Consider the following 12,103-nt stretch of genomic DNA (forward strand, 5'->3'; position numbering starts at 1 on the left):
AGTGGCAAGTGTAAATATTCTTTAGTTCAATTTATATATCAATTGAATCCACAGGAGGGAGAAACGGTAATGTCAGACATTGAATCTTATCTGCAAAAACAAACAAGCCCGCGTGGTCGCTCCGCCTATCAGAGGGGGCAATCTCTTGAGCAATGGCGCAGCCAGTTGCGAGCACGGATTATTGATCGGCTGGGTGGGTTCCCGTCCGTGGCGGCGGAGCTGAATCCCGTATTGCTCGAACGCACCTCATGTGATGGCTACATACGGGAGCGGGTTGAGATTACGACCTATGCTGGTTTGCGTATGCCCATTTATATGCTAATACCAAATGTAGTAAGCGCTACCAAAGCATCGCGCCCAGCTATTATAGCTTGCCACGGTCACGGTTATGGCAGCAGGGAGATCTCAGGTATGGAACCCGACGGTTCACCGCGTAGTGGAGAGCCTGGCTTGCATAAAGACTTTGCCGTCGCTCTTGTACAGCGTGGATATGTGGTTGCGGCGCCTGAATTGCTTGGATTTGGTGACCGCAGGCTGGAGGAGGATCGAAACGCACCACCCGGCGCAAGCTCCTGTACCAAAATTGCCGCCCATCTGCTCATGACAGGGCAGACGCTTGCTGGGCACCGAATCTATGAAACGATGCGTGTGCTGGATTATGTAACCACACGTCCTGAAGCTGACCCGGCACGTATCGGCAGCATGGGTATCTCGGGTGGCGGACTCGTGACGGCATTCACTGCTGCATTGGATGAACGCTGCCGTGCGGCTGTCGTGAGCGGCTACGCAAGTACATTCCACGGCAGCATATTGGATAGAAATCATTGTCTCGACAATTACATTCCAGGAATTCTGAGGGAGGCAGAGCTGCCGGATATCATAGGGCTGATCGCACCGAGGCCGCTATTTATTGAAGCCGGAAGTGAAGATCAGGTATTTCCGCTGCCAACAGCAAAAGAAGCGTATGCACGATTGACAGAGATCTATGAACAGGCGCGAGCACAGAAATGGCTCGATGCAGACTTTTTTACAGGAGGTCATGAGATCAGTGGAGCGAAAGCCTATGACTGGCTGGATAACGTTCTGTAGGGCAATCCTATATAAATGAAGCTTTGAGAGGAGAGTTTAGTTATGAAATGGTCAAAATCCGTGCGGTATTTGCTCTGTTTTACCCTGTTTACTAGTCTGATTGGAGGGGCTTTGGCAGCTAATGGAGGACAGGTCGTCCAAGCTGCCGCGAATGAGTACAAATTTGACTTTGGCGCGGGTGCAGTTGAGAACGGTTACACAGGTGTGTCGGCAACGGAGGCCTACACTTCAGCGAAAGGTTATGGATTCAATACACCTGCCAATATGCGTAATGTTTCTGCCTCTGGAACAGGTGTTGCAAGCGATGCCGTACAGTTTGTAACTTTTGGAACGAAGAGTACGAATACGTTTAATGTGGATCTGTCCAACGGTCTTTACGAGGTGAAGGTAGTCCTGGGCAATACAGCCAGATCGAGTGTGGCGGCAGAAGGCGTATACCAGATCATTAATATGACGGGTAATGGGGCGACCGATCAATTCCAAATTCCGGTGACGGATGGACAGTTAAATCTGTTGGTTACGGAAGGGAAACAAGGCACTGCATTTACACTCAGCGCACTTGAAATCCGGAAAATTTCGAATCAGACGGTGACGAACCGTACGATCTATATTGGCGGCGATTCAACGGTCTGCAATTACTATCCGCTCAGCAGCAGTGTACAGGGTGGCTGGGGACAGCTGTTTCCTTCCTACGTGAATACCAGTACGTTTCAGGTTCGCAATATGGCCTCTAGTGGTCAATTTGCAAGAGGCTTCCGCGATGATGGACAGATGGAAGCGATTCTGAAGTATATTAAGCCAGGGGACTACTTTATTTTGCAATTAGGGATTAATGATACCAATGCCAAGAACAATACCACGGAAGCGGAGTTTAAAGAGATCATGCGTGACATGGTCCGTCAGGCCAAAAATAAAGGAGCCACCGTCGTTCTATCGACACCTCAGGGTCGGGCAACTGATTTCAATTCAGCGAATGTGCATACTGCGGAAAATCGCTGGTACAATGCAGCTACACGTGCACTGGCTCAGGAAGAGGGAGTAACGCTTGTAGAACTGAACAAACTCAGTTCCGCATATTTCACTTCCATAGGACCGGCTGCAACATTGGCCTTGTATATGTCAGGTGACACGCTGCATCCGAATCGTGAAGGGGCTGCCCAGCTTGCACGAATCGTTGCTGCGGATCTGAAAAGACAGGGACTGAATGGATTCTGATTCGGTTAAAATATAGCTACGTTCCACTGCTCCACAAACATAGATTGGACTAAGCTTAAGCATTTAACCCAGAAATCCCCCCGGGACGGTCGCATAATCCGCGGCATGTCCCGGGGGGATTTGATTGTAAACCTGGTGACTATTCCATCATATCCTTGGCTTCATGGTTGACCTTTTTACCTTTCAAAAGTGGTTCAAGCTCATCCTGGACACTCTGTTCCCATAGGGGTACATCTGTGCGATAGGCAGCCCGTCCGTTGAGATGTCCGGCTACTGGTGCTGTGATAAATACAAACACAATGCCAAGTAATACCCGAGCACTGATATAGTTATCGAAATACCAGAAGAAGAGGAACGTTCCACTTAGTACACAAAGCACGCCGAGTGTAGTGCTTTTGGTGGCAGCATGTGCCCGTAAATATACGTCTGGCAGTCGGATCAGTCCGAATGCGCTAAATGCGCTTAATAGTGCGCCCAGCAATACAATGAGCCCAATGACAATTCCGGCGGTTCCATCAACGATCTCCTTCATTTTTGAATACCGCCCCCCGTTCAATATATCGTGCAAATGCAACTGTGCTTAGAAAAGCAAGAATGCCAATCAACAGAATGATATCCAGATAAGCTTGGGTATGAAGCATCATGGATAGAACAGCAACGATGGCAATGACGTTAATGCCGATCGTATCCAGTGCCGTAATTCGATCGGCCATGGAGGGTCCCCTCAGCACCCGGTAGAGACAACCCAGGATAGCGAGGGAAAGAATAAGCAAGGAAATGAATAACAGTGAGGATAACATTATCGTGTCACCTCCATAATGGCTTTTTCGAACGTATTTTTGATATCATCACTCATTTTCTGTTCGTCTTTGATATCCAGTGCGTGAATAAACAATTTGCGTTGATTCCCTGAAATTTCGAGTGGAAGGGAACCTGGCGTCAGTGAGATGAGCAGACAAAGGAGTGTAACTTCCCAGTCAGAGGACAGCTGTGTCTGATAGGTGAATATGCCGGGTCGAATATCCAGCTTCGGCTTCACAATCTGGCGAATAACTTCAATACTGGCCCGCACCAGTTCCTTGAACAGTAAGACAATCAGCTTGATGATCGCCCAGACACGAACGATATAGAAGCGTTGCGGAAAGAACCGTCTCATGCTCCCAATCAATAGCAGACCCAGCAGATAACCCGTGAGAAAGCCAACACCATTCCACGCATTATTCAAAAACATCCATACAAAAGCAATGATCAGATTCAGTACAATCTGAAAGGCCATACGCATCTACTCCTTCAACACTGCATCAATATAAACATTGGGATGCAGCAGAATGTCGCCTGCGCGGGAGGTCAGTTGGAACATGCCCTCAGCCCCCACGCCCATCGCGATGATGAACACAAACAGAATTCCGGCAGGGATGAGCAGGCCGTTCACGGCATAAGGTCTTCTCACTGCGCCTGTCGGCGGTTCACCCCAGAACGCCTGGATGAAGATGCGAAGAACCGAATACAACATCAGCAGGCTGGACAGGACGGCGATGCCTGTCAGTCCGTACAGACCTGCCTGCAACCCGCCTTCAAATAGCAACAATTTCCCAGGAAATCCACTGAACGGCGGAATACCTGCTAGCGCAAGTGCGCTGATGAAGAACATCCAGCCAAGCAGTGGATAGCGGTGAATCAGCCCGCCCATATTGTCGAGCTTGGAGGTGCCTGCGACCGCGATCAGAGCGCCCCCGAGCAGGAATAGCAGTGTTTTGATGAGCATATCATGCAGCATGTAGAAGAGCAGACCTTCCAGTGCAGGACGGCTGGCAGCAGCCATCCCGAAGGCTACAAATCCCACCCCTGCGATCACGTTGTAGATTAGAATTTTATTGACGTCACGATAGGAAATTGCCCCGATTACCCCTAGAACCATCGTTGCTCCAGCCATCCAGCCGATAAGGGTGTGGAAGAAGTCCGGATCGTGATAGAAAATCAGTGTGAATGTTCGCACAATGGCGTACAGGCCAACTTTGGTCAGCAAACCGGCGAATAGGGCGGTGACCACTGCCGGAGGGGCTGCGTAAGAGCCGGACAACCAGAAGAACAGGAACAGTCCGGCCTTAATGCTGAATACGATCAGGAAGAGGACAGCGATCAAGGTGATGACTCCACTCTGCCCAACTTCGGCGATCCGATTGGACAAGTCGGCCATGTTTAATGTGCCGGTAACAGAATAGAGGAAGCCAATCGAAGCTACAAAAAGCGCTGAAGAAACAATGTTAATCAAGACATACTTGATCGTTTCCCGTAGTTGTCTTTCCGTACCTCCTAATACAATCAGCGCATAAGAAGAGATGAGCATCAGTTCAAAGCAGACAAACAGGTTAAACAGGTCTCCGGTAAGAAACGAACCGTTCACGCCCGCAATCAGGAAATGAAAGAACGGGTAAAAATGATGTTCTTCCCGTTCCTTATTCACACTGCGGAAGGCATAGAGCAGACACGCCAGTGCAATGATCGAAGCGGCCACAACGAGCAAGGCCGATACCATATCTGCAACAAGTACAATCCCGTAGGGTGGTTCCCAACCTCCCATATTGAGTGTCTGTATGCCGGACTGTGCCACTTGAGTAATCAGCATGATTGAAGCGGCTGCTGTCAGCAAAAGGCCAACAACACTCACAACCCGCTGGATGCTTATCCGCCGGAAGAACAGAAGGGCTATAACCCCGGTAATCAGTGGCAGCAGAATGGGCAGAACAACGAGATTATTCATAAGGACGCCCCCTTACTTCTTCCATATCGTCTGTTTTCAGCTTCAAATAGGATCGATAGGAGAGTACAAAGAAAAAGGCGGTAAGTCCGAAATTAATGACAATGGATGTTAATATTAGCGCCTGGGGAAGTGGATCGACGTAGCGTTCAGCGTGTTCCCCAAGCAGCGGCGGTGCTCCAGTTTTGAGACGGGACATCGTAATCAGCAGCAGATGCACCCCGTGAGTGAGTATGGACATGCCGAGCACAATTCGGAGCAGGCTCCGCGATAAGATTAAAAAGACGGCGACTGCAAACAAAATGCCAACGGCCACACACATCAATATTTCCATATCAGCGATCCTCCCCGATCTGTAGAATGATAGTCATGGTGACGCCCAGGACGGCGAGGTATACGCCGAGGTCAAACAGCATCGCGGTTGCAAGTTCCGTTTCTCCGAGTATTGGAAGCTCAAAGTAACCAAAGGTCTGGCTCAGGAAAGGTGCGCCGAACAAAAACGAGCCTGCTCCAGTCAATAAGGCAATGCCCAGCCCGATGGCCGTCATGGTGCGGAAATCGATAGGTAACGCTTTGCGTACAGTATCTGTACTGAATGCCAGCGCAATTAACACGAGACCCGCAGCGGTGACCAGACCGCCAATGAACCCGCCACCCGGGTTATGATGTCCTGCGAAGAACAAATGCAGCGCGAAAGTCAGAATGATAAAGACAACAACTTTGGTCGTCGTTTGCAACAACACATCGTTGCTCTGGAGTGGAACGGTATCCCACGTTGACGAGCTGCGTTCACGGTTGCCATACTTTTTCGTATTGTCCGATTTGTCATCCGTATCTTCTTCGGTTTCTTCAGTCTGTTCTTTCTTGCGGAATTTCAGTCTAGCACCAAGGTCCCTCGCTTCGAGATTCAGATTAATCATGGAGTAGATGGACAATGAAGCTACCCCGAGTACCATAATCTCCAGAAGGGTATCGAAACCACGGAAGTCCACCAGCAGCACGTTGACGACATTTTTGCCGCCAGCCAGATTGTAGCTTTCCTGAATGAAAAAGTCGGAAATGCTCTCCAGTGACGCGGTTCCGCTCGCAGCTAATGCAACAAAGGTCATGACCACGCCTACCGCAATGGCAACGACCATATTCACACTAAGATAGCGGCGGCTTGATTTGCCCCGTTGCAGTTCAGGCAGATGGTAAAAGCAGAGCAGGAACAGTGCAACGGATACCGTTTCGACAATCATCTGGGTCAATGCCAGATCCGGCGCTCGGAACAGCACGAACAGCAAAGTGACGAGGTAACCCACTGCGCCTGTCATAATGACTGCAGATAGTCTGTTCTTGGCAAAAGGGATCGAAACCGCTGCTGCAATCAGTGCGACGAGCAGTACTGCTTCATAGAAAGAGAACGGGGCGTTGCCCTTGAAATTCCAGGTGATGTTTTCCCCTGAGCGGAAAAAGGCATAAACCAGCAATGCAACGGTGAACGAGAAAATGTATACCAGGTAATTACGAACCGAGCCATTCATATAGGCTTCCGTCCATTTGCGTGCATAATGCTGAAGATTATCGAGTATGACATGGTACATATTGTTTATCGTTAACCCTTGTGGGTAGTGCTCATAAATCGTTCTCCAGCGCGGCAGCAGTTTGTACAATGTAATACCGAGGGCGATTACACCCAGAGTCATGATTAATTCCGGTGTGAAGCCATGCCATAGGGAGAAATGAACATCAAAGTGCTCATTCCCGTTCAGCAGCGATGGAAGTACAGCAGCCATCGCCGGTTCAATTAATGATCCAGCCAGCAAATTCGGGAATAGACCGAATATGATCACGAGTAACCCAAGAATAACCGGAGGGATCAACATGCCAACGGGAGCTTCATGCAGCTTCTCGGCAGGGATCTCGCTGCGGGTGCGACCGAGGAACGTTTTGAACACAATAATAAGCGCATAGATCAGAGTGAACACACTTGCGAGCCAGGCGAAGACAGGCAAGAGTACACTCCATGATCCGAGTCCAAAGATGCGGAGATGTGTTACTTCCACCATAGCCTGGAAGAACAGCTCCTTGCTCAGAAATCCGTTAAACGGCGGAATTCCGGCCATGGCGAGTGCTCCGACGAGCGCTACCGTAAAGGTCACTGGCATAAATGAAGCAAGTCCGCCGAGTTTCCTTATATCCCGCGTGCCTGTCTCATGATCCACAATGCCAACGACCATGAACAGTGCCGCCTTGAAGGTAGCGTGATTGAACAGATGAAGCAGTGCTGCCGTAATGGCAACCGTGTACATCGCGGAGGATTCGCCATATCCGAAATAGATGGCCGCAGAGCCAACGCCGAGCAGAGACATGATCAGACCAAGCTGTGAGATGGTAGAATAGGCCAGGATCGCCTTAAGGTCATTTTTTTTCACGGCAAGGAATGATCCATAACAAAGGGTGAGCAGTCCAACCCCGGTGACAAGCCAGAACCATAATCCCTGTCCACCAAAGATGGGTGTAAACCGGGCGACGACATACAGCCCCGCCTTTACCATGGTCGCCGAATGCAGATAGGCGCTGACGGGTGTTGGAGCTTCCATGGCGTCAGGCAGCCAGATGTGGAACGGGAACTGTGCAGATTTCGTAAAAGCTCCGATCAGAATCAGCACAAGAGCAGGCAAGAACAGTGCACTATCCTGAATCTGTCCCCATTCCGTAATGGTTGCCCGGATGCTGAACGTACCCGTCATGAGGTACATCAGCATGAATCCGGCAAGCATGGCGAATCCGCCAAATACGGTAATAAGGAACGATTTCTGTGCGCCTGAGGTGGATTCTTTACGTTTGTAGTGAAAAGCGATCAGCAGAAAAGACGTAATACTGGTCAACTCCCAGAATCCATACAACACAATCATATTGTCTGACAGCACCACGCCAAGCATGGCTCCCATAAACATCAACAGATACAAGTAAAAGCGGTTTAAGGCTTCTTTGGTATCCATGTAGAAAATGGAGTAGAGGACCACCAGTGTTCCTATTCCGGTGATTAACAGTGTCAGCAGCAAACTTAGACCATCCAGATATAGATTAAATCCAATGTCCAGTGACGGAATCCAGGGGATATACCCGGATACCGTATTCCGCTGAGACACGGCGGGTACGAGGCTCGCAAAATAAACAAATAATAGGGCCGGGACAAGTAAAACCAGCCATCCCATATGTATTTTACGGAAGAATCGATGCAGCATGGCGAGTACAATCCCAGCGGCAAAAGGCAGAATTACAACAACATGAAGCAGGCTCAACATTACACCCCCAATGACTGAATTTCTAATGCTCTTTGTTGTGGCAAACAGTGCCCATATGGCTCTGTGAGCATGCTTGCTCTCTATATTCATAACCCAAGTATGTATATACAGAATCGTGACTATTCTTTGAATGGAAGAAACACGGTGCGAATAGCGTCCCCATATTGTATGGATCTATATAATGAAAAAAGACATTATTTCCGATAAAGATAAAAACGAACAGGTGACATCCCGTAGTTCTTAACAGCAGGAATGATGTTGAAAAAAGCAAGCTGGTTTCACCGTTTATTGGAGGCAATGATGTCATTTAAACTTAAAACTGTACTAACCATGACCTTTGGCGTTTTATCCCTGCTAGTCACATTGACGATTGGGTATATTCTCAGCCAGAAATCCTCTGTCGCTGTGGAAACCGAAATTGGTCACTCGCTGACGAGCACAGCTTCTCAGACCTCGGACAAGCTGGACCGTTTCATGTGGACGCGTTCAGGGGAGTTGGAACTGCTGGGGCGAATGATTGCCCTGGAGGACCGCTTCGAACCTGCCGAAATGCAGATGCTGCTCAATCAGCTTCAAGATAGCTTTCCCACTTTCTCATGGGTTGGATTCATAAATCCAAAAGGAAAAGTGCTGGCTTCCACAGACGGCATATTGCATGGTGAAAATTTATCGGATAGACCTGTGTACCAGGAGGGCATCAAGGGTAAATTTATTGGAGATGTTCATGATGCTGTCCTTCTGGCGAAGCTGCTTCCCAACCCAACTGGCGAACCACTGCAATTTGTCGATATCAGCTTTCCGGTGAAATACAAGAACGGAGAGATTGCTGGCGTGCTGGCCGCACATTTGAGTTGGGCTTGGGCGAAGGAAGTAGAGGAAAGTGTCCTGGAACCGTTGAAACATGAGGAAAAGGACATTGAGATGTTTATTGTCAGCCAAAAGGAAAATACGGTGCTGCTTGGTCCAAAAGAATGGATTGGCCAACCACTGAAACTAACGGGTATTACAACGGCGAGGCAGAATAAAAGCACCTGGTCCATAGAAGAGTGGCCAGACGGGCAAGAATATGTTACAGGATTTGCAACCAGTCAGGGCCATCTGGATTATCCGGGTCTTGGATGGACCGTAGTTATTCGTCAGCTCAAATCAACGGCGTTTTCTTCCGTATCAGATATGCTTTGGTTCAATGTATGGGCAGGACTGGCTGTTACCGTTCTGTTCGCGCTGATTGGCTGGCTAATCTCCCGCCAAATCTCCGCTCCGATTGCAAGGCTGACTCAGGTAGCGAATCGACTTGGTGCCGGAGAACAAGTACAGATTCCGGAAAATCGGGGCTTCAGGGAAATTGAAGTGCTGTCGCGTTCCCTCAGGGATATGCTGAATTCGCTAAGGAATAAGGATTCAGAGCTGGTGGTCATGCAAAATCTTGCGCATTATGATCAACTGACGGGTCTGCCCAATCGAACTGCGCTGGAAGTATATTTGGAGGAATCACTCGAATCGGAAAGTACAGATCATACCTTGACTTTCCTGTATATTGATTTGGACGGCTTCAAAAGCGTGAATGATACGCTCGGTCACCAGACCGGAGACATTCTGCTGCAAAAAGTGGCACAGCGTTTATCCAGTTTTAAGCAGGATAAGGGGATCACAGTCAGGCTTGGCGGAGATGAGTTCCTCATTGTTTTCCGCTCAGTGGGAGAAGATTCTAGAGGAGAAGCACGTGCTTATGCAGAAGATATTATACAGATACTAAACAAGCCGTTTATTATCGAATATGAGCGGATTCATATTGGCTGCAGCATTGGCGGTGCTGAATATCCTGCCAACAGTGGTAATCCGAGTGAAATTATTCGCATGGCAGATGAGGCGTTGTATGAATCGAAACGTGCAGGCAAAAATAGAATGACATTCTATCCAGAATGGAAGAACACAGGTAGAGAATAATATAATGTAACGTAGCAGGTCACTGTTCAGCATACAGGCAAGGAGCGATGAGATGTCTGGAAAATATACCAATGTACCCTATGGCTATGAACCACCGCCGGCTACCCGGAAAGGCACGTTGATTTTCTATGATTCATTTGAGCACGTAACGGATGAGCAGCTTGAACGTGCCGCTGCTATTGCGGACACACGGTCTTTTGTGCAACTTGTGCTTTATCCGCTGCATGAGAATACAGTGAAGCGGATGAGCAAAGATGGTGTGCAGCCTTTTTACAAAAGGGAAGACCGTCTTCATAACTGGAGAAGGGAGCATGCATCCTCCCGCGTACGGGTCGAAGGCTGGGAAGGCAAGCGAAAGAAGTATACGCCGATCGAAGCAGCCCTGCGTCATATGGCAGAGGAATATCCGGCTCCCCATTTCTTGTATCTCACGGTGGAGATGGCAAATCAGTTTGCATCATTTGATTCGTTCAAAGATTGGATTAAAGAAGTACGACTGATTATTGATGGAGAGCCTGTTAAGCTCCACCCAAAGCTGGAGCAAAATACACATCGCTGGGAATGGGCAGAGTGAACCGATAAATTCGGAGTGACGATTTCAGTAAAAAAAAGTAGTGCTGTACAGCCGGTTCCCGGTGAGCAGCACTACTTTTTGCGTTTTTTTGAGGACTAAACCAGATCAAGGGACGTCATCGTTTTATTTTTCCCCGTTCGTTTGGCGGCATAGAGACACGCATCCACTTCCTCAAACAGCTTGTCCTTGGACAGATGGGCGCTGTAGCTTTTGAGTCCGACACTTACCGTAATATAAGCGCCTTCAAGCTCCTTATGAACGAGACGTGCGATCTTCTTGCGGATCTGTTCCACCAAGGCATATGCCTGCTCGAAAGGCTGCTCAAACATTAACAGTGCAAATTCTTCTCCACCGTAACGCGCCGCGATATCGCTTGATGTGATGTTCTCCTGAATGACCAGAGAGACTCTCTCCAGAATGGCGTCTCCCACTCGATGCCCATATGTATCATTAATTGACTTAAAGTTATCAATATCAATCAGAGCTAAATGTAGACTCATGCCATTATTGGCATACTCAAACGCTTTCTCATAGTAGTCCTTAAAGGAGCTTTGATTATACAGATTGGTTAACCCGTCTGTCTTGGACTGCTTGGTCATAATTGCGTTTCGGACAATCAGATCCTGCTTGGCGAGCATACTGGCCTGCAGATCATCCAGTACCTCAACGCCGCTCGTAACAATTAACTGTGCAACATATGTACCTACAATGAGAAATGCCGGAATGGATACCATGTCAAACGAAGATAAGTACAGCCGATAGTCTGGGTCGCAGAGTACGATGATATAACCAATCATCTGCATGAGGCACACCGTCCATACCCGTCTCTTGTTGAAGAACAGAACCGAAGCAAAGATCGGCAACAGACATATGGCCAGTATAATGCGGATATCGTAATTGACACGAATGATGGTCCAGGCAATCACCGTGCTGGCCATGGACATGGAATAGAAGGAGAAAAAGCTGAAACGGCGTTCCACCCAACTAGCAATCAGAATGGCGAAAGCGCTGGCTAACGTAGGCAAAAACAATACATGGATCATGAAGTCTTCCGGAGTGCGATCATAATCGAGAAACAGAAAGCAGCCTATTTGAATGACAACATGCGTTAAAACGACGACCCAGTAAGCACGAAGCATTTTTTTGATCCATTTGGAATGCTTGAATTCGTACTCGGTTGGGATATGGTTGCTGTGTGAATGTGGACTCTTCAATATATCACCGCTG

At 48.5% G+C, this 12,103-nt stretch carries 11 protein-coding genes; 4 read left to right on the forward strand and 7 right to left on the reverse strand.

Going from position 1 to position 12,103, the window contains the following annotated elements; genetic code table 11:
• Window positions 1-69 precede the first annotated feature (69 nt).
• The gene (locus BMY78_RS08750) at window positions 70-1,089 is read left to right on the forward strand and encodes an alpha/beta hydrolase family protein (RefSeq protein WP_090896819.1); all 1,020 of its coding nucleotides are present in this window, start codon (window positions 70-72) and stop codon (window positions 1,087-1,089) included.
• 42 nt (window positions 1,090-1,131) lie between these two features.
• Entirely contained in the window at window positions 1,132-2,304 is a 1,173-nt protein-coding gene (locus BMY78_RS08755) for a rhamnogalacturonan acetylesterase (RefSeq protein WP_090896822.1), read from the forward strand.
• A gap of 139 nt (window positions 2,305-2,443) precedes the next feature.
• Here the strand turns inward: BMY78_RS08755 and mnhG are convergent, their stop codons facing one another.
• From mnhG to BMY78_RS08785, 6 genes are read right to left on the reverse strand one after another with little or no spacing between them, the layout of a single operon-like run.
• Window positions 2,444-2,836, reverse strand: coding sequence for a monovalent cation/H(+) antiporter subunit G (gene mnhG / locus BMY78_RS08760; protein WP_062324636.1), 393 nt, complete (start codon window positions 2,834-2,836; stop codon window positions 2,444-2,446).
• On the reverse strand, window positions 2,820-3,104 hold the full coding sequence (locus tag BMY78_RS08765; protein WP_053782045.1) for a Na(+)/H(+) antiporter subunit F1: 285 nt from the start codon (window positions 3,102-3,104) through the stop codon (window positions 2,820-2,822). Before BMY78_RS08765 ends, mnhG begins: the two co-directional genes overlap by 17 nt.
• A complete protein-coding gene (locus BMY78_RS08770; RefSeq protein ID WP_090896826.1) occupies window positions 3,104-3,580 on the reverse strand; it encodes a Na+/H+ antiporter subunit E in 477 nt (158 codons plus the stop codon). The genes BMY78_RS08765 and BMY78_RS08770 overlap by 1 nt, the downstream gene beginning before the upstream one ends.
• A 6-nt stretch (window positions 3,581-3,586) precedes the next feature.
• Window positions 3,587-5,065, reverse strand: coding sequence for a Na+/H+ antiporter subunit D (locus BMY78_RS08775; RefSeq protein ID WP_090896828.1), 1,479 nt, complete (start codon window positions 5,063-5,065; stop codon window positions 3,587-3,589).
• Window positions 5,058-5,396, reverse strand: a complete 339-nt coding sequence (locus BMY78_RS08780) for a Na(+)/H(+) antiporter subunit C (protein WP_090896831.1) — start codon at window positions 5,394-5,396, stop codon at window positions 5,058-5,060. Before BMY78_RS08780 ends, BMY78_RS08775 begins: the two co-directional genes overlap by 8 nt.
• A 1-nt stretch (window position 5,397) precedes the next feature.
• A complete protein-coding gene (locus BMY78_RS08785; RefSeq protein WP_090902197.1) occupies window positions 5,398-8,352 on the reverse strand; it encodes a Na+/H+ antiporter subunit A in 2,955 nt (984 codons plus the stop codon).
• 300 nt (window positions 8,353-8,652) lie between these two features.
• Between BMY78_RS08785 and BMY78_RS08790 the strand changes: the two genes are divergently transcribed.
• Window positions 8,653-10,302, forward strand: coding sequence for a GGDEF domain-containing protein (locus BMY78_RS08790; RefSeq protein ID WP_256222020.1), 1,650 nt, complete (start codon window positions 8,653-8,655; stop codon window positions 10,300-10,302).
• Window positions 10,303-10,354: 52 nt separating this feature from the next.
• Window positions 10,355-10,876: a hypothetical protein gene (locus BMY78_RS08795; protein WP_090896833.1), complete on the forward strand. Its 522-nt coding sequence runs from the start codon at window positions 10,355-10,357 to the stop codon at window positions 10,874-10,876.
• A gap of 95 nt (window positions 10,877-10,971) precedes the next feature.
• Here BMY78_RS08795 and BMY78_RS08800 read toward each other — a convergent pair whose 3' ends face one another.
• Window positions 10,972-12,090, reverse strand: coding sequence for a GGDEF domain-containing protein (locus BMY78_RS08800; RefSeq protein ID WP_090896836.1), 1,119 nt, complete (start codon window positions 12,088-12,090; stop codon window positions 10,972-10,974).
• Between the last annotated feature and the right edge of the window lie 13 nt (window positions 12,091-12,103).

The sequence above is a fragment of the Paenibacillus sp. OK076 genome (assembly GCF_900110055.1).
Classification (GTDB): Bacteria; Bacillota; Bacilli; order Paenibacillales; family Paenibacillaceae; genus Paenibacillus.

Coding starts and splice junctions, on each gene's coding strand:
- BMY78_RS08770 (WP_090896826.1), bottom strand. CDS start 3,580: ATGGCCTTTCAGATTGTACTGAATCTGATCATTGCTTTTGTATGGATG.
- BMY78_RS08795 (WP_090896833.1), top strand. CDS start 10,355: ATGTCTGGAAAATATACCAATGTACCCTATGGCTATGAACCACCGCCG.
- BMY78_RS08765 (WP_053782045.1), bottom strand. CDS start 3,104: ATGTTATCCTCACTGTTATTCATTTCCTTGCTTATTCTTTCCCTCGCT.
- BMY78_RS08790 (WP_256222020.1), top strand. CDS start 8,653: ATGATGTCATTTAAACTTAAAACTGTACTAACCATGACCTTTGGCGTT.
- BMY78_RS08775 (WP_090896828.1), bottom strand. CDS start 5,065: ATGAATAATCTCGTTGTTCTGCCCATTCTGCTGCCACTGATTACCGGG.
- mnhG (WP_062324636.1), bottom strand. CDS start 2,836: ATGAAGGAGATCGTTGATGGAACCGCCGGAATTGTCATTGGGCTCATT.
- BMY78_RS08750 (WP_090896819.1), top strand. CDS start 70: ATGTCAGACATTGAATCTTATCTGCAAAAACAAACAAGCCCGCGTGGT.
- BMY78_RS08755 (WP_090896822.1), top strand. CDS start 1,132: ATGAAATGGTCAAAATCCGTGCGGTATTTGCTCTGTTTTACCCTGTTT.
- BMY78_RS08780 (WP_090896831.1), bottom strand. CDS start 5,396: ATGGAAATATTGATGTGTGTGGCCGTTGGCATTTTGTTTGCAGTCGCC.